The following is a 17,147-nucleotide window of genomic DNA, read 5'->3' as shown; positions in this document are numbered from 1 at the left end:
AGAATAATAAAAAGTCAGGACGACCCAGGACAGCAACTTGATCAGACCGCCATGCGGCCAATCCGTTCCAGTGCAAATGCCCGGGATTCACGATCCTTGTCAAAGATCACGTCAAAATCCGTGGCAGACGTTGAAGGCAAAGCCGATAATGCTTCTTCAATAATTACAGGGATGTCGGTAAAACGCAGCCGCCCTTTCAGAAAAGCGGCCACAGCCACTTCATTTGCCGCGTTCAACACGGCCGGGCTGGTCCCGCCCTGATCAAAGGCTTCTGCCGCCAGCCTCAAGCAGGGAAACCGCTCAAGATCAGGCCGCTCGAAATGGAAACGCCCCAAAGCGAACAAATCGAGCGAGGCAACGCCGGCATCGATTCGTTCCGGCCATGCCAACCCATTGGCTATCGGCGTCCGCATATCGGGGCTTCCCAACTGGGCAAGCACCGAACCGTCCACATACTCTACCATTGAATGAATAATACTTTCGGGATGAACATGGACCTCGATCTGGCTGGGTGATGTATTGAACAGCCAGCAGGCTTCTATGAGCTCAAGCCCTTTATTCATAAGGGTTGCTGAATCGACAGATATTTTCTGCCCCATGCTCCAGTTGGGATGAGCACAGGCCTGCTCAGGGGTTACGCCAGCCAAGCTGCTCAAGCCTGTGTTTCTGAAGGGACCGCCCGATGCGGTCAGGAGGATGCGGCGCACGCCGGCACCGGTCATATCGCGCGCCAGAGCAGGCGGCAAACACTGGAATATCGCATTGTGCTCGCTGTCAATCGGCAGCAGCTCCGCTCCGGATTGCGCCACAGCGTCCATAAACAAGGCGCCTGACATCACCAGTGCTTCTTTGTTTGCGAGCAACACCCGCTTGCCTGCACGCACAGCCGCCAGAGTAGGTTCAAGTCCCGCTGCCCCGACAATTGCCGCCATCACGGTATCGGCCTCCGCCGACTGAGCAACAGCAACGAGACCTTCTCGCCCCGCGAGTACCTCGACACCCAGATCAGCTGGCAGTCGTGAACGCAGCGTGACCGCGGCCTCTGCGTCGGCCATAACGGCCACCTTGGGGCGATGTTGGCGGCATAGCGCCACCATCTCATCGACTCGACTGCTGGCCGTCAATGCAAATATCTCAAAACGATCCGGGTGCCGCTGAATCACATCCAGCGTGCTCAAACCTATGGAGCCTGTGGCGCCAAGAATGGCAACTGATCGCCGGCCTGAACCGGCGTATTGGTTCGCGCTGGAGCTTGGACCCGTCATGCCAATGCGCTCGCCTGCAGCCATCCCAGTAGCGTGATACCAAGGGCAAATACCGGAATAGCGGCCGTGAGACTGTCAATACGATCCATAATACCGCCATGCCCGGGCAGCAACTGACTGCTGTCTTTTATCCCCCTGAAACGCTTCAGCATGCTTTCCAGAAGATCGCCCAACACAGACACCGCACCTGTCACGACGCTTATTACCACCAGCAGGGCTCCGGACTGCAGATCACAGCCAATCACCAGTCCCACAATGACAGCCAGGGCGATGACAGCAGCCAAACCGCCCCAGACACCTGCCCAGGATTTGCCCGGACTGACCCGTGGCGCCAGCTTGGCCTTACCAAAGGCGCGACCCGCAAAATAGGCGCCAATATCAGCCACCCATACGATGCAAAATACATAGAGCAAAAGCAGCAGATTATTATCAAGACTGGCTAACTGGAATTGACCGGAGCGCAAATGATTAAGCCCCACCCAGGCGGGTACCAGCACCAGCAACCCCATTACCAGTCGCACAACGATCGGTGACCAGAGCGCGCTTCCAGCCGGATAAGAACGAACCAGCAGCAAGGCAACACACCACCATACGGCCGATCCAATCAACACTGAATTCGCAGTGGCGTGGAGCAGCCAGAAAAGAATCAACGCGGTCACGGCAGCGTAAGCTACCCGGGCAACCTGCTGGGTCAAACCGGCCATATTGGCCCACTCCCAGGCACCTATCGAAATGATAATGCCGGTAAACAGGGCGAAGCCAAGCGGAGGCAGGAAGAAAATGCAGCCGATCGCAATCGGGGCAAGAATTAATGCGGTAATTACACGGGTCTTGAGCACAAGGGGGCTCGCTCTTTTATCGTTGTCAGTTCGTGGAGCCTATTGCAGCGCGCTGTTCCAGCTGATCATCAGTCTGGCCAAACCGGCGCTTACGACCGGCATACGCTTCAAGCGCGGCAAGCATTTCATTTTCATTGAAGTCAGGCCAGTACACTTCTGAAAAATAGAATTCGGTATAGGCAAGATGCCAGAGCATGAAATTGCTGATGCGCTGCTCTCCAGCTGTCCGGATCATCAGATCAGGCATCGGCAACTCGCCGATGCACAGCTGCGCCTGCAGCCTTTCTTCAGTGATGTCTTCAGGCTGCAACTGCCCATCTTTTACCTGTTGCGCCAACACCCGGCTAGCTTGGGCGATATCCCATTGCCCACCGTAATTTGCTGCAATCACCAGCGTCATGCGGGTGTTGCTTTCGGTCAAGGTCTCGGCTCGCTGCATATGTTCCTGCAGTTTGGGGCTGAAAGCACTGCGATCACCGATTATCCGCAGCCGGATATTGTTCCGGTGCAGCTTTTTGACCTCACGCTCCAGCGCCAACAGAAACAAACGCATCAAGGCGGATACTTCATCTTTCGGACGGCGCCAGTTTTCGCTACTGAATGCGAACAGGGTCAGTACCTCCACCCCTTGTCGAGCGCAGGTTTCAACTGCCGCCTTAACGGCATTAACACCCGCCTTGTGGCCCGCGACACCGGCCAGCAAGTGCTGCTTCGCCCAGCGGTTATTCCCATCCATTATGATAGCGACATGACGAGGCCGAGCACTCGCAGCTACCGGAATCTTGGCGGATATACTTTCCGTCATGCCTTCCCCTAATACGTCTCGGGGGCTTCAGCGTGCTTATTTGCCCACACCCTGACAGCCCCCGCTTTAAAAATTCAACCTATATCGATAATGGCCGAACTCAGACTTCCATCAAATCGTCTTCTTTGCTCTTGAGCATCGTTTCGATTTCAGCGATGAAGCGGTCAGTCAGTTTCTGTACTTCTTCCTGACCTTTGCGCTCTTCATCTTCGGTAATCTCTTTTTCCTTGAGCAGCTCTTTCAGGTCGGCGTTAGCATCGCGACGGGCATTCCGGACCGATACACGGCCATGCTCAGCATCCGCTTTGGCCTGCTTGACCATTTCACGACGGGTTTCCTGTGTCAGCATTGGCATCGGAACCCGAATGACATCGCCGTTGCTGGACGGATTAAGCCCCAGATCCGACATCATGATCGCCTTTTCGATGGCGGGCGCCAGATTCTTCTCCCAAGGCGCAACAGCCAAAGTACGCGAATCTTCAACATTGACCGCCGCAACCTGCTTTAGCGGCGTGTCCTGGCCGTAGTAATTGACCATCACGCTGTCGAGGATCGCTGGGTGAGCGCGCCCTGTCCGAATTTTGTTAAATGCAGCGTGCAGAGATTCCAGGCTTTTCTTCATGCGCTGTTCAGCATCTGACTTAATTTCGTTGATCACGGTTTATTCCTCAATTCAGTCCGTTTGCCGGTCAGCCTGGTTCAGATCAAACCGGCCATTTCCGGCATTCTATCAGTATTCGCTTTATTCGATGAGAGTGCCTTCAGGCTCACCCACCACAATGCGTGTCAGCGCGCCGGGCTTATTCATATTGAAAACCCTTACCGGCATCCCCTGGTCACGACACAGACAGATAGCAGTCAGATCCATCACACCCAACTTTTTATCCAATACCTCATCGTAGGTCAGACGTTCGTATTTTTCTGCTGTTGGATCCTTGACCGGATCAGCAGAGTAAACGCCATCAACCTTCGTGGCTTTCAACACCACGTCCGCCTCAATCTCGATACCACGCAGGCAAGCGGCAGAGTCAGTGGTGAAAAACGGGTTACCGGTACCGGCACAGAATATCACGACGTCACCATCCTTGAGGTCCCGGAATGCCCGACGGCGGTCATAATGCTCCACAATACCGCTCATCGGAATCGCAGACATGACCCGCGTGCGGATATTCGAGCGCTCGAGCGCGTCCCGCATGGCCAGACCATTCATCATTGTGGCCAGCATGCCCATGTGATCGCCGGTAACACGATCCATACCAACGGCGCTCAGCGCTGCACCCCGAAATAGATTACCACCACCGATAACCAGGCCAACCTGTACACCAATACCGATTAACGCGCCGATCTCCAGCGCCATACGATCAAGTACCTTGGGGTCAATTCCGAAATCCTGCTCGCCCATCAGTGCTTCACCACTGAGCTTGAGAAGAACGCGTTTGTATTTGGGCTGGGTCTGAGAATTCTTTGGCATTGCGAGGGATCCCCTTACTGGCGTCCGTGCGGACGGTGACAAAGCGGATGCATCAGAGCAGATTAGCCAATCCTTGTTGCAGGACAACTGGCATCACCTGGATCAGGGTTGCATGCGAGATATCCCGAAGCACGGAGCATCTCGCATGCAACCCATGCGCACCGGGTGGCGCACACGGGTTACAACAACGGTCAGGCCTTGCCTGTACCCGCTGCTGCCGCAACTTCAGCAGCAAAATCAACTTCTTCTTTCTCGATACCTTCACCAACTTCAAGGCGAATAAAACCGGAAAGTTCGGCACCTTCTGCTTTCAACAGCGCACCAACGGTCTGATCAGGGTTTTTAACGAACGGCTGATCAACCAGGCTGTTTTCTTTCAGGAACTTCTGGATGCGGCCAGTCATCATTTTCTCAACGATTTCTGACGGCTTGCCTTCCATGTCAGGCTGGGCACGAATAATGTCTTTTTCGCGCTCGACTTCTTCCTGAGGCATATCTTCTGCCTTGCCCACACGTGGGTTAACGGCAGCGACGTGCATCGCAACATCACGAGCAGTGTCAGCAGAACCGGCAGTCACTGCGACAACAGACGCGATTTTGTTTGTGCTATGAACATAACCTGCAACCACAGCGCCTTCGATTCTGACGATACGACGTACGGTAATGTTTTCACCAATCTTCTGAACCAGCGCTTCACGCTTGGCTTCAAGATCACCTTCCATCAGCTTGGCAACGTCGGTTTCGCCGTTCTTAACAGCAACTGCCAGTACGTCATTCGCAAAGTTGAGGAAGTTATCATCACGTGCAACGAAGTCAGTTTCCGAATTCACTTCCAGGATAGTGGCGCTCTTGTTGTCATCGGCAACACTCAGCACAGCCACGCCTTCAGCAGCGGTACGACCTGCTTTCTTGGCCGCTTTCAGGCCAGATGATTTACGCAGCTCGTCGATCGCCTGCTCAACACTACCACCCGCCTCAACGAGTGCCTTTTTGCACTCCATCATGCCAAGACCGGTACGCTCACGCAGTTCTTTGACCATTGCAGCAGTAATAGCAGCCATGTTCAGTCCTCTCGTTTCAATATCAGAAGAAGGCCCCGGCATTACCGGAGCACTCTATTAAAATTCAACGCAGAGCAAAAAACGTTGCCTTTTTGGCAATTCGCCCTGCCTGTTTGCCGTCTGCAGCGAGGATTAAGCATTCAACCCCCCTGACCACAGATCCCTTTAACCAATTGCGGTATTACGCTTACAAAAAAGGGGGACTCAGCCCCCCTTTTCGATGCTGAATCTGAATCAGCTCAACCACAGCGATTATTCAGCTGCAGGTGCGTCCTTCTCTTCTTCGCTCACTTCAACAAACTCATCCGCACCAGTGCCGGCGGTTGCACCTTCCAGGCAGGTATCAGCAATCGCTTTCACGTAGATCTGAACCGCACGGATCGCGTCATCGTTACCTGGAATCACGTAATCGATGCCGTCTGGATCACTGTTGGTATCAACAACACCAATAACAGGAATGCCCAGCTTGTTGGCTTCTTTGATAGCAATCCGCTCGTGGTCAACGTCGATAACAAACAGTGCGTCAGGAAGACCACCCATATCCTTGATACCGCCGATGCTGCGCTCAAGCTTTTCCATTTCACGCGTGCGTTCGAGCGCTTCTTTCTTGGTCAGCTTGTCGAATGTACCGTCCTGGCTCTGGGACTCAAGATCACGGTAGCGACGGATAGACTGACGGATCGTCTTGTAGTTGGTCAGCATGCCACCCAACCAGCGATGGTTGACGTAGGGCTGACCTGCGCGCAGTGCTTCTTCTTTAATGATCTTCGCAGCGGCGCGTTTGGTACCAACAAAGAGAACCTTGTTCTTGCTTTCAGAAAGCTGACGAACAAAAGTCAGCGCTTCTTCCATTGCAGGAACAGTCTGCTCCAGGTTGATGATATGAATCTTGTTGCGGGCGCCGAAGATGAACTTCGACATTTTCGGGTTCCAGTAACGTGTCTGGTGACCGAAGTGTGCGCCTGCCTTCAGCAGGTCACGCATGCTTACTTGTGCCATTTTAAATACCTATATACGAACTTTGGGTTAGTCCTCCACGCGTCCAATTGCCCAACCCTGCTGCCATAAGACTTGGCAGGGCACCCTGGGTCAACGTGTCGACGCATGTGCGATTTAGCTGAGCAGCGCTCTGGAAAAGCCTGTTTCGAAGACTGATCTCAGAGTCGTTGCGGGAGCCATTACGGCTTCAGCGGGCGCGTTTATACCATAAAAAGCCAGAAAAGCGCCACCAGTTTATTAAGCACTTCCCGAAATTCAGACACTTGAGCGGAGCACCTCAAGCCCTCTGAAGCAGCCGCCGGGCGCCATCCTTTATGGGCAATCGGGCGCAGGCCAGGCAGCCAACCTCACGCGTATAAATAGATAGCGTCCAACTCAAATCAAAGAGCCACCTTGTACCCGCGCACCCACCTCCCTAAAATGTGAACTTGACTCAGACGAATTGGAACCCCGGAAAATGCAGGTATCGATTAAAACTCCCGAAGAAATCGAAAAAATGCGCGTAGCCGGCCGACTGGCTGCCGATGTTCTTGAAATGATCGGCGAACACGTCAAACCGGGTGTGACCACGGAAGAGCTGGACCGGATCTGCCACGACTATATTGTTAACGAGCAGAAGGCTATACCGGCCCCCCTGAACTACAAGGGGTTTCCGAAATCCGTCTGCACCTCTGTCAACCACGTGGTGTGCCACGGCATTCCCAGCAGTAAAAAAGTGCTTAAAAACGGTGATATCATCAATATTGATGTCACTGTCATCAAAGATGAGTATCACGGCGACACCAGTAAGATGTTTTTTGTCGGCGAACCCAAAATCGCTGCCGAGCGCCTGGTCAGAATCACCCAGGAGTGCCTCTATAAAGGTATGGAACTGGTCAAGCCGGGTGCACGCCTGGGAGACATCGGTCACGTTATTCAGCAACACGCCGAGAAAAACCGTTTCTCCGTGGTGCGTGACTACTGCGGACACGGCATTGGCCGCGTATTTCATGAAGAGCCTCAGGTAATGCATTACGGTCGCCCCGGCACCGGCCTGGAGCTCAAAGAAGGCATGACGTTTACGATTGAGCCCATGATCAATCAGGGCAAATACCAGTGCAAACTGCTGCCCGATGACTGGACTGTTGTCACCAAGGATCACAAGCTCTCAGCACAGTGGGAACATACGATTCTGGTAACGGCTGATGGCTATGAAGTGCTGACCAAGCGACCGGATGAACCATTCTGAACGCCATCTGACTAACGCCTGCGTATGCCCATGACCCTTGCCGGCATTCAGTGCCGGCCTTCTATCAGCCTTTGAGGCAACGAACACGATGGCAATAGCCGACGCTCTGGACACCGAAAGCCTGGAAGCTCAAATTGCCGCGGCGCCTTCCCCAATTGGCCCTGCCCGCAAGGCTTTGAAAGCTGCATACGAAGAGCATGCCAAGGCGTTTACCAACGGGGCCGACGTCAGAGAGCTGGTTTTGGCCCGAGCCCTCACCGTTGACCGCATTCTGAGCCTGCTATGGCAACGCTACCCGTTCAGCGAATCCAGTGACATTGCCCTGATAGCTGTTGGCGGCTACGGGCGTTGCGAACTGCACCCACATTCCGACATCGACTTGCTCATCCTCACACGTCGCGATGTCAGTGAAGAATGGCAGGAAGACCTCTCCACCTTTATCACCCTGCTCTGGGACCTGAAGCTCGATATCGGCCATAGTGTACGCAGCATTGACGAATGCCTGACTGCCGCCAGAGGCGATGTCACCATTCTCACCAACCTGCTCGAAACCCGCACGATCGCGGGACCGGACAACCTGCGCTCCGCGCTGAGCCACCAGATATACTCTGATAACGTCAGCGAAGACCGGGCATATTTTATTGCCAAACGGGAAGAACAGCGCAGGCGCCACGAAAAATACGGCGACACCGAGTACAACCTGGAGCCCAACATCAAGGGTTCTCCTGGCGGGCTAAGAGACATCCAGACCATCGGCTGGATCACCAAACGCCACTTCGGACTTGAATCAACTGCCGATTTGACCCGATTCAGCATCCTCACAGAAGAGGAATACCAGATCCTGCTGGGCGGTGAAAATTTCCTCTGGCGCCTTCGATACGGCCTGCAACTGATCTCGGACCGCAATGAAAACCGCCTGCTCTTTGATCACCAGCGGGCACTCGCGCAAATGCTGGGCTATCACGACGAAGACAAGCGGCTTGGCGTCGAAATCATGATGCAGGAGTACTACCGTACCGTCCTCGCACTAGCCGAGCTCACAGACGTCATTCTTCAGTACTACGACGAGGCTATCCTGGAATCCGCCGAGGCGGATGACATTCGCCCGATCAACAAGCGCTTCCAGATCCGCAACCGCTATATCGAGGCTGTCAACAATCAGGTTTTTGCGTACGCGCCCTATGCCTTGATGGAAATCTTTGTCCTCATGGCGCAAAACCCCGATATCCGGGGCATCCGGGCCACAACAATCCGCTCACTAAGGGCCCACCGGCACCTGATTGACGACGCCTTTCGCTCCGACCTTGCGGTCACCACGCTGTTTATGGAGCTACTCAGAACCCCTCATGCGCTTGACCAGACCCTGTCGGCCATGAAGAAGTACAATGTATTGGGGCGATATCTGCCGGAGTTTGGCAATATTATCGGCCAGATGCAGTACGACCTGTTCCATATCTTTACCGTTGATGCCCACACCATGCGGGTAATCCGGAATATGGTCCAGATGAGCAGCGAGGACGCGCTCACCCATTACCCATTAGCTTCCCGCCTGCTCCACCGGCTCCCCAAACTCGAAAACCTCTATATTGCCGGCCTTTATCACGATATTGCGAAAGGGCGCGGCGGCGATCATTCAGAGCTGGGTGCAGAAGACGCGGAGCTGTTCTGCGAACGCCACCATCTCAGCCAAAGGGACACGCAACTCATTGCCTGGCTGGTGGAAAACCACCTGCTGATGTCGATGACGGCCCAGCGCAAAGATATTTCGGACCCGGATATCATTCACGCCTTTGCGCGCGCCGTGCCATCGCAAATCCACCTCGATTATCTCTACGTGTTAACGGTCTGCGACATCAGCGCAACCAATCCGAAGCTCTGGAATACCTGGCGAGCGTCACTTCTGCGCCAGCTCTACATTGAAACCAAGCGCGCACTGCGACGCGGCACTGAAACGCCAATCGACCGCAGCGAGTGGGTTCAGGCCACGCAATCTGAAGCCCGGGAAATCCTCCTCGCCCAAAACATCAGCGACGACCAGATTGATGCCGTCTGGAATGTCATGGATGAGGACTATTTCCTTCAGGATTCCACCGTCGATATCGCCTGGCAGACAGCCGCCATCATTCGCCACGGCGGCAACCCCGACCCGCTGGTGATGATTCGTGACACCCGCGGCGGCCCAACTGATGGCTACTCGCAAATCGTCATTTATATGAATGACCGGGCCGCCCTTTTTGCAGCGACGACTGCGGTACTGGAGCAACTCAACCTCAACATTGTTGATGCCAGAATCAGCAGCAGTGAAGGGCCGTATTCGGTCAGCGCCTACATCGTTCTCGACGACAAAGGTCAGCCGCTGGGCAAAGACCAGGCCCGCAAGGAGCGCGTCCGCCAGCGCCTGATTGAAGAATTGGACGATCCGGACGATTACCCGGACATCATCCATCGCCGCACACCTCGGCAGCTCAAACATTTCTCGTTTCCGACCCAGGTGACCTTCTCCAATGATACGGTCAATCAGCGCACCGTCATGGAGCTCATCACCCCGGACCGCCCCGGCCTGCTCGCGAGAGTCGGCAGCATTCTGTTCGAAAACAATGTGCGGCTGACAAACGCCAAAATCGCTACGCTGGGCGAAAGGGTCGAGGACGTTTTCTTCATTACCGACGACGCGGGTGATCCGATCAGCGATCCGGCGACTTGCCAGGCGCTACAGGATGACCTCTGCAGCCAGCTGGACGATCACGTCGGAATATAATTTTTTTCAGAGATACAGGCGCCATGAATCCGAATCTAGACCGACTGCACCCCTATCCGTTTGAGAAACTGGCGGAGCTCAAGGCCGGCATTGTGCCACCGGCTAATCTGCCACCGATCGCACTCTCGATCGGCGAGCCCAAGCACCCGGCGCCGGATTTCGTCAAACAGGTTGTCAGCGACAACCTGGGTAAACTGGCGAACTACCCCACCACCAAAGGCACCGAGGCGCTACGCGAAGCCATCGCAAACTGGGCAACCCGGCGCTTCAATCTAAAGCCCGGCTCGCTGTCCGCTGCGAGCCATGTCATTCCCGTTAATGGCACGCGCGAAGCCATCTTCTCTTTGGTTCAGGCCACCATCAATCCTGTCGCGAATGCGACTGTCGTCAGCCCGAACCCGTTCTACCAGGTCTATGAAGGCGCCGCATTTCTCGCAGGCGCAACTCCACACTATCTGCCCTGCGCGGCTGACAATCATTTCATTCCGGACTTTGAAGCCGTTGAGGACAAGGTCTGGCAGCAATGCCAGATACTTTTTCTGTGCTCTCCCGGCAACCCGAGTGGCGCGGTTATCCCCAGAGCCACGCTCAAACGTCTGATTGAACTTGCCGACCGTTTTGATTTTATTATCGCCTCGGATGAGTGCTATTCAGAGCTCTACCCTGATGAAAACAATCCACCGGAAGGGCTGCTCGAAACCTGCGCCGCCATTGGCCGCGACGACTACGCCCGTTGTATTGTTTTTCACAGCCTGTCCAAACGCAGCAATTTACCCGGGCTGAGATCCGGCTTCGTCGCCGGCGATGCACGGATTCTGGCAGATTACCTTCGCTACCGAACCTATCACGGCTCGGCGATGCCTATTCAGCACCAGTTGGCGAGTATCGCCGCATGGGACGATGAAGCCCACGTTGCTGAAAACCGGGCCGCTTACCGTGCCAAGTTTGACGCCGTAGTCCCCATTCTGTCCGAGGTCATGCGGGTCGCAGCGCCGGATGCCGGTTTTTACCTCTGGCCAGAAACACCCTATGCGGACGATCGCTTTGCCCGGGATCTTGCTGAACAGCAAAATGTGCATGTTCTCCCCGGTCGCTACCTTTCCCGGGAAACTGACGGCCATAACCCGGGTGAGAATCGTATCCGCATGGCACTTGTGGCACCGCTTGAGGAATGCGTGGAGGCGGCAAAGCGGATCCGGAACTTCATACTGAATTCAACGACATAAGCCTGGAACAGACCGACAGATGACTGACAGCATCAATATTTACGGCATCAAGAACTGCGACACCGTCAAAAAAGCGCTGAAATGGCTCGACGCCAACGAGAAACCGTACACCTTCCACGACTTCAAAAAGGAACCACCAACGGCGACCCAACTTGCAACCTGGGAAAAGCAGGTTGGCTGGGAAACCCTGCTTAACCGTCGCGGAACCACCTGGCGTAAATTGCCGGACGCCATTCGTGATAACATTGCCCGCGATTCTGCGCTCGTCGTCATGGAAGAGAACCCTTCGGCCATCAAGCGCCCAGTGGTCGAGAGCCATGATTCCGTTATGGTCGGGTTTGACGATCAGCAGTGGCGGACACAGCTTTAAGTAACAGATACAAGCGGGGCGGCATTTCAATGCGCACGGCCATGAGCCTCGCGTGGCGCCGGATTCAGCAGCAACTTCTCGAGGCAGGCCCGCACGATAAAGCAGGCACCTAACGACACGTTTACTGACACAGGAGCAGTTTCAACATGAGCTTTGCATTTGGCATTGGCATCGGCACACAAAACCACAAGGGCGAATGGCTGGAGACTTACTACCAGCAACCGCTGTATATGCCCGATGCCATCATCGTTGAAATTGCCAGCAATACATTAGGCTATAGTGGCGGCAATCAGGCTATCGAACCCAGCACTGAGCAGCTGACGGCTTTCGCTGAAGGCCTGAAAGGCGCGGGCCGGGATGATCTGGCCAAACTGGCACACAAGGCCGCCACCAGCGCAAGCCCGGCTGTTGTCACACTATTGGACAGCGACGACAGTGCGTCCAGCACACCGGAAGTCTATCTGAAGCTGCATTTGATATCGCACCGTTTGGTCAAACCCCATGGCCTCAAGCTAGACGGTATTTTCGGACTGCTACCTAACATCGCCTGGACCAACGAAGGCCCGATTGATCTGGATGAACTACCAGAACACCAACTGGATGCACGTATCGCAGGCCGCACTCTGGAAGTAAAATCGGTCGACAAGTTCCCCCAAATGACTGACTACGTTGTTCCCCGTGGCGTGCGCATCGCCGATACCGCTCGTGTGCGCCTTGGCGCCTACGTGGGAGAAGGCACGACTGTCATGCATGAAGGCTTTATCAACTTCAATGCGGGCACCGAAGGTACCAGCATGATTGAGGGTCGTATCTCCGCTGGAGTTATGGTCGGGAAAGGCTCGGATCTGGGCGGCGGCTGCTCCACCATGGGGACACTTTCTGGCGGCGGCAATATAATTATTGCGGTGGGTGAAAACTGCCTGATCGGCGCAAATGCAGGCATTGGCATCCCGCTGGGTGACCGCAATACGGTCGAGGCAGGTCTTTACATCACCGCCGGCACCAAGATTGCTCTGCTTGATGAAAACAACGCGCTGGTTCAGACCGTCAAGGCCCGTGACCTGGCCAACAAGCCAGATCTGCTATTCCGTCGCAACTCACAGAATGGCGCAGTTGAATGCAAAACCAACAAAACGGCTATCGAGTTGAATGAGGCGTTACACGCCAACAACTGATTAATGAGCCACCCGAGTTATCCGGACAGAACCCTTACCTTTCTGTTCGGGTGACGTCCTCGCCAGCCTCAAAACCGGATTTCTGGATGCCTGACTCTCCTACCCTTCAGCTTACAATCGACCTGATCCGCCGCCAATCCGTCACCCCCAGCGATGCGGGCTGTCAGGATCAGCTCATGTCTCGCCTTTCCAGGCTGGGCTTTGTCGACGAGCGACTGCATTTCGGTGACGTTGAAAACCTGTGGGCCCGAAAAGGCAGTGACGGCCCGCTTCTGGCCTTCGCCGGCCACACAGACGTCGTCCCCACCGGCCCCGAGAAAAACTGGTCCGTACCGCCGTTTGAACCCGCCATTCGTGACGGCTACCTATACGGTCGCGGCGCTGCGGATATGAAGGGAAGTCTTGCCGCCTTTGTCACTGCCTGCGAACGCTTTGTCGCCCGCTGCCCAGACCATAAAGGCTCTATCGCATTGCTGATTACCAGCGACGAAGAAGGACCAGCACACGACGGCACCGTTAAAGTCATTGAGGCACTGGAAGCAAGAAACGAAAAAATCGACTGGTGCCTCATAGGCGAACCCTCCAGCACCCATGAGGTCGGGGACATTATCAAAAACGGTCGCCGGGGCTCACTCCATGGCTACCTTACCGTACAAGGCATTCAGGGCCACGTTGCTTATCCGCACCTTGCAGAAAATCCGGTTCACAGGGCAGCGCCAGCACTTGACGAGCTAGCTCAGACCGAATGGGACCAAGGCAACGAGTTCTTCCCGGCGACAACGTTCCAGATTACCAAAATAGAGGCCGGCACCGGCAGTAACGTCATACCGGGTGAGATGCTGGTGCACTTCAACTTCCGTTACTGCACTGAAAACACGTCAGAAAGCCTCCAACAAAAGGTTGCTGAAGTACTGGAGCGGCACAATCTGAAATATGACCTGCTGTGGCACCTTAGCGGCGAACCCTTCCTGACAGAAAAAGGCGCACTCGTTAACGCCGCCTCTGCAGCTATCAAACATGTCACCGGCCGGGACACTCAGCTGTCGACTTCAGGAGGGACTTCTGACGGACGCTTTATTGCACCGACCGGTGCCCAGGTTGTTGAGCTAGGCCCAGTCAATGCCACCATCCACAAAATCGATGAGTGCGTAAAAGCGGACGATCTGGACACGCTGTCGGAAATATACGAACGTTTGCTAGAAGAACTTCTGAGCTGACAGCCAACCCAAATGATCGCTGTCGCCGCCCTTGAAGCTCTGACTTCAATAATGGGGCGGCGGCGTTTCATCTTCCTCGCTGCGGATATTGGAAGGCGAGAGATCAGACACCTGCTTGTTGAGCCGCTTCTTGGCTTCCCATAACAGCCGGATATCCAGTTCCTGCTGGGCGACCTGATCATTCAGCGTCGCGATCATATCGTCCTGGAACGCCACCCGCGTCTCCAAATCATTCATTCGGGCTTCAAGTTGTTCCAATGTCATGTGACCCATTACGCTTCTTACCTGTATACGGGGTGGGTAGGTTGCTGACTTATCTGGTATCATGCGGCGCTTGCAGGGAAGGCAACACAGTCACCCGCCACCCTGCTTTTCCACGCCTGAGCGTTTATTTTACGTGAAATCAGGCTGTTATTGTTTATTGATTGATGGAGATTTAGTCGTCAAATGCGTAATCCAAAAAAAGCGATTCTCGTTGCTCTGCTAATCGCGATTCCCGCTCCTCTTATTCTGGCGTTTTGCCTGCTGAGTTTCACACCGGAGCTTTTCCAGATCCTTTCAACAAACGGTTCCAATGACGTTGCAGACAACCCTGCATTCGTGCTGGGAAGCGATCAAGGCATCCTGGCTTATATCATCGCTCTGGTGCTCTTTGGCCTGACAGGCTTCCTGACGGTGCTGTTCGCCCAGAAAGGTCGTCAGCAAGCAGCTCGCCGTCCGGCACAATCATCCTCCTCGCAATACAGCGATGACGAAGAAGACAGTGACTACGGCCCTGAAGGTGATGAAGAGGGTTCCGTTAAATGGTTCAACGTGAAGAAGGGCTTTGGCTTTATTGTGCGTGATAGTGGCGACGAAGTCTTCGTTCACTTCCGTGCCATTCGTGGTCGCGGCCGTCGCGTGCTCCGCCAGGGGCAACTGGTACGTTTCAACGTTGTTGACGCGGACAAAGGCCTTCAGGCAGACAACGTCAGCATTCTGGAAGACTAAGAGCCCGCTATTGGCTTTTTGAATGCTCTGTTCGGGGGATGCGTTACAACAACGCCTCCCCCGAATTTCGTTTAGCCTGTTGCTTTACTGTTCTAAATTGAGCCTAAACGCTATCAAAGGATGACTGGCCAAACCTTCGGGGTATTCTCTTTAATTCCAAACGACTTTCTGTTCACCTCGCTCGTCGATCCGCCACCATTTTTCCTCCTCAACCGGATCCCCTTCTTTCCAGTCACCGGGACTGCAGCGGACCTCAACTGCCATAGCACCCCACGCACTGCGGGCGCACTCAATATCCGTATCCCACGGAAGCACCTCGCCCTCAAGTACGACACTGGAAAAGTGTTTGGAAAACGCCTCCGGGTAGACACTGATGCGAACAGGCACACCTTGAAGACGCCCCTTCCCTTTGAGCACACCTTTGACGCCAATCGACTCCAACTCAATTTGGTCAAGCTCCTGAGCCAGCCAAACTTTTAAGCCACTCTCGGTTAAGCCGCGAATATAGATTTCGAGATCGACCATCACTACCTTCTTCCATTGGAACAACAACTACAGCAAGATCCTGCGAACCTCACCCATCGACCCACATCATGCCCCAGGGTGCTCTCATCAGCAATCCAGGGTGTCTATGAGACGCCTGGACCGGCATCACATCTCAGAAAGGGAACGGAGTCGCTCACGCTCAATGGAATCGCCGGTTAGCTGATTAAAATACCCTGCCCGATGCTGTTCTCGCCAATCCACTTCATAAGCCGCTTTTGCTAAATCCAATTCAGCAATCGTTCGCTGCATATCCGCAGTATCATAACCTCTAGCCTGAGCAACAATCAGTTCCCGATGCGCATCACGCAATTGCTGATTTAGCGCCCGGAGCACCTCCGGCCCCTGCTTTGCCAGAATAGTTTTTCTAGCTGCTGCCGCTTCCAAAAGCCGTAATGATGCGCCCGGCGTCAGATTATCATTCCGGGCATGACCCAAGGCTGCAAGCTCAAGGGCGCAGGGCGTCATTTCGATATTCCATCGACGCTCGATACCAGGCTGATGCTCCCGGAGAATGGCCAGACGTTCTGATGCACTGTTCTGAGGCATCCGAACGGGAAGCAATTGCCGCCCTGTGTGCGCCGCCAACTGTTCGTCAAACGCACCTTCGGTAAAAGGGCTTGCCAATAGAATTGCCCCTTCGAATCCCGGAATCAGTGTGCTTGCGAGGTTCCCGGGATCGGATAACAGTATCATCAGATCCCGCGGCGATACGTTGTCGAGAATCAGCACCGGGGATGAGTCGTCATTCCGAGTCACCTTGTTCGGTAACACCGCAGCCTGTGACGACATCACCTCAAGCTCACGTCGCAAGTCGATCCAAATACACTGCAATGGCCAGCGGTCCAGATGACGCTTTAAAAATGTAGTTTTTCCACTGCCGGGCAATCCGTGGAGCCAGACAATAGCGCTCGGATCACTCGTAAGTAAAACCGCGAGATCATCTGCGAAACGGGAATACGTAGGGGGGATCGGCGCAAACATCAGGTCGCCATTTTCTTTCTTGTCGCCGCTCGACACCACAGGTTTCCGGGCGGAGCAGCTTTGTGGCGCGCCCAACAGCAATCGACTCTTTTGCCAGTCCATAATAGATGAAGTCCTTTTCCTGCAACACATACTATCCGTAGAGGGAACAGCACATCCTGTGCGTACATTACCTCTCCGGAACACATTTACCCATCAGACTTGATGTGAGGGCTG

17 protein-coding genes are annotated in these 17,147 nt (G+C 54.6%); 7 read left to right on the top strand and 10 right to left on the bottom strand.

All coding sequences use genetic code 11. From position 1 onward, the window contains the following. Positions 1-41: 41 nt before the first annotated feature. The 7 genes from ispC to rpsB all read right to left on the bottom strand — a co-directional run bounded on the left by ispC (position 42) and on the right by rpsB (position 6,440). On the bottom strand, positions 42-1,265 hold the full coding sequence (ispC, locus tag ACUN9X_RS09070) for a 1-deoxy-D-xylulose-5-phosphate reductoisomerase (RefSeq protein WP_445472853.1): 1,224 nt from the start codon (positions 1,263-1,265) through the stop codon (positions 42-44). Beyond that, positions 1,262-2,104, bottom strand: a complete 843-nt coding sequence (locus tag ACUN9X_RS09065; protein WP_445472852.1) for a phosphatidate cytidylyltransferase — start codon at positions 2,102-2,104, stop codon at positions 1,262-1,264. Before ACUN9X_RS09065 ends, ispC begins: the two co-directional genes overlap by 4 nt. Positions 2,105-2,129: 25 nt before the next feature. Further along, positions 2,130-2,909 (bottom strand): polyprenyl diphosphate synthase, encoded by a 780-nt coding sequence (gene uppS / locus ACUN9X_RS09060; RefSeq protein WP_260035015.1) that lies wholly within the window; start codon positions 2,907-2,909, stop codon positions 2,130-2,132. Between the two features lie 100 nt (positions 2,910-3,009). Further along, on the bottom strand, positions 3,010-3,567 hold the full coding sequence (gene frr / locus ACUN9X_RS09055; RefSeq protein WP_445472851.1) for a ribosome recycling factor: 558 nt from the start codon (positions 3,565-3,567) through the stop codon (positions 3,010-3,012). An 84-nt stretch (positions 3,568-3,651) separates the two neighbouring features. Next, complete coding sequence (gene pyrH, locus ACUN9X_RS09050) at positions 3,652-4,380, bottom strand: UMP kinase (protein ID WP_260035012.1); 729 nt, start codon at positions 4,378-4,380, stop codon at positions 3,652-3,654. A gap of 191 nt (positions 4,381-4,571) precedes the next feature. Continuing rightward, positions 4,572-5,441: a translation elongation factor Ts gene (tsf, locus tag ACUN9X_RS09045; protein WP_260035011.1), complete on the bottom strand. Its 870-nt coding sequence runs from the start codon at positions 5,439-5,441 to the stop codon at positions 4,572-4,574. A gap of 252 nt (positions 5,442-5,693) precedes the next feature. Further along, positions 5,694-6,440, bottom strand: a complete 747-nt coding sequence (rpsB, locus tag ACUN9X_RS09040; protein ID WP_260035009.1) for a 30S ribosomal protein S2 — start codon at positions 6,438-6,440, stop codon at positions 5,694-5,696. A gap of 457 nt (positions 6,441-6,897) precedes the next feature. Here rpsB and map point away from each other — a divergent pair, with 457 nt between their 5' ends. The 6 genes from map (at position 6,898) to dapE (ending at position 14,414) form a co-directional block, all read left to right on the top strand. Beyond that, positions 6,898-7,668 carry a type I methionyl aminopeptidase gene (gene map, locus ACUN9X_RS09035; RefSeq protein ID WP_445472850.1) on the top strand — a complete coding sequence of 257 codons (771 nt, stop codon included), beginning with the start codon at positions 6,898-6,900 and terminating at the stop codon, positions 7,666-7,668. Between the two features lie 88 nt (positions 7,669-7,756). Continuing rightward, positions 7,757-10,426 carry a [protein-PII] uridylyltransferase gene (locus ACUN9X_RS09030; RefSeq protein WP_445472849.1) on the top strand — a complete coding sequence of 890 codons (2,670 nt, stop codon included), beginning with the start codon at positions 7,757-7,759 and terminating at the stop codon, positions 10,424-10,426. Positions 10,427-10,449: 23 nt separating this feature from the next. After that, a complete protein-coding gene (gene dapC, locus ACUN9X_RS09025) occupies positions 10,450-11,652 on the top strand; it encodes a succinyldiaminopimelate transaminase (RefSeq protein ID WP_445472848.1) in 1,203 nt (400 codons plus the stop codon). Between the two features lie 31 nt (positions 11,653-11,683). Then, a complete protein-coding gene (locus ACUN9X_RS09020) occupies positions 11,684-12,022 on the top strand; it encodes an arsenate reductase (protein ID WP_260035729.1) in 339 nt (112 codons plus the stop codon). A 146-nt stretch (positions 12,023-12,168) separates the two neighbouring features. Then, positions 12,169-13,197, top strand: a complete 1,029-nt coding sequence (gene dapD, locus ACUN9X_RS09015; protein ID WP_445472847.1) for a 2,3,4,5-tetrahydropyridine-2,6-dicarboxylate N-succinyltransferase — start codon at positions 12,169-12,171, stop codon at positions 13,195-13,197. 86 nt (positions 13,198-13,283) lie between these two features. Beyond that, positions 13,284-14,414 carry a succinyl-diaminopimelate desuccinylase gene (gene dapE, locus ACUN9X_RS09010; RefSeq protein WP_260035004.1) on the top strand — a complete coding sequence of 377 codons (1,131 nt, stop codon included), beginning with the start codon at positions 13,284-13,286 and terminating at the stop codon, positions 14,412-14,414. Between the two features lie 45 nt (positions 14,415-14,459). Here the strand turns inward: dapE and ACUN9X_RS09005 are convergent, their stop codons facing one another. Further along, entirely contained in the window at positions 14,460-14,678 is a 219-nt protein-coding gene (locus ACUN9X_RS09005; RefSeq protein ID WP_260035002.1) for a SlyX family protein, read from the bottom strand. A gap of 183 nt (positions 14,679-14,861) precedes the next feature. Here ACUN9X_RS09005 and ACUN9X_RS09000 point away from each other — a divergent pair, with 183 nt between their 5' ends. Then, positions 14,862-15,404, top strand: coding sequence for a cold-shock protein (locus ACUN9X_RS09000; protein ID WP_445472846.1), 543 nt, complete (start codon positions 14,862-14,864; stop codon positions 15,402-15,404). A 150-nt stretch (positions 15,405-15,554) separates the two neighbouring features. On the opposite strand, the gene ACUN9X_RS08995 is transcribed toward ACUN9X_RS09000, so the two are convergent. Both ACUN9X_RS08995 and ACUN9X_RS08990 read right to left on the bottom strand, forming a co-directional pair. Then, on the bottom strand, positions 15,555-15,956 hold the full coding sequence (locus ACUN9X_RS08995; protein WP_347710180.1) for a hypothetical protein: 402 nt from the start codon (positions 15,954-15,956) through the stop codon (positions 15,555-15,557). A 99-nt stretch (positions 15,957-16,055) separates the two neighbouring features. Then, positions 16,056-17,033 (bottom strand): hypothetical protein, encoded by a 978-nt coding sequence (locus ACUN9X_RS08990; RefSeq protein ID WP_445472845.1) that lies wholly within the window; start codon positions 17,031-17,033, stop codon positions 16,056-16,058. Positions 17,034-17,147 lie beyond the last annotated feature (114 nt).

Source organism: Marinobacter sp. V032 (assembly GCF_052645435.1).
The sequence above is the reverse complement of the archived record's forward strand: the minus strand, read 5'-3'. Positions and strand labels throughout refer to the sequence as shown.

Bases quoted from the DNA above. Each gene is read 5' to 3' on its own strand.
- ispC (WP_445472853.1), bottom strand. From the start codon at position 1,265: ATGACGGGTCCAAGCTCCAGCGCGAACCAATACGCCGGTTCAGGCCGG.
- uppS (WP_260035015.1), bottom strand. From the start codon at position 2,909: ATGACGGAAAGTATATCCGCCAAGATTCCGGTAGCTGCGAGTGCTCGG.
- pyrH (WP_260035012.1), bottom strand. From the start codon at position 4,380: ATGCCAAAGAATTCTCAGACCCAGCCCAAATACAAACGCGTTCTTCTC.
- tsf (WP_260035011.1), bottom strand. From the start codon at position 5,441: ATGGCTGCTATTACTGCTGCAATGGTCAAAGAACTGCGTGAGCGTACC.
- rpsB (WP_260035009.1), bottom strand. From the start codon at position 6,440: ATGGCACAAGTAAGCATGCGTGACCTGCTGAAGGCAGGCGCACACTTC.
- map (WP_445472850.1), top strand. From the start codon at position 6,898: ATGCAGGTATCGATTAAAACTCCCGAAGAAATCGAAAAAATGCGCGTA.
- ACUN9X_RS09030 (WP_445472849.1), top strand. From the start codon at position 7,757: ATGGCAATAGCCGACGCTCTGGACACCGAAAGCCTGGAAGCTCAAATT.
- dapC (WP_445472848.1), top strand. From the start codon at position 10,450: ATGAATCCGAATCTAGACCGACTGCACCCCTATCCGTTTGAGAAACTG.
- dapD (WP_445472847.1), top strand. From the start codon at position 12,169: ATGAGCTTTGCATTTGGCATTGGCATCGGCACACAAAACCACAAGGGC.
- dapE (WP_260035004.1), top strand. From the start codon at position 13,284: ATGCCTGACTCTCCTACCCTTCAGCTTACAATCGACCTGATCCGCCGC.
- ACUN9X_RS09005 (WP_260035002.1), bottom strand. From the start codon at position 14,678: ATGACATTGGAACAACTTGAAGCCCGAATGAATGATTTGGAGACGCGG.
- ACUN9X_RS09000 (WP_445472846.1), top strand. From the start codon at position 14,862: ATGCGTAATCCAAAAAAAGCGATTCTCGTTGCTCTGCTAATCGCGATT.
- ACUN9X_RS08990 (WP_445472845.1), bottom strand. From the start codon at position 17,033: ATGGACTGGCAAAAGAGTCGATTGCTGTTGGGCGCGCCACAAAGCTGC.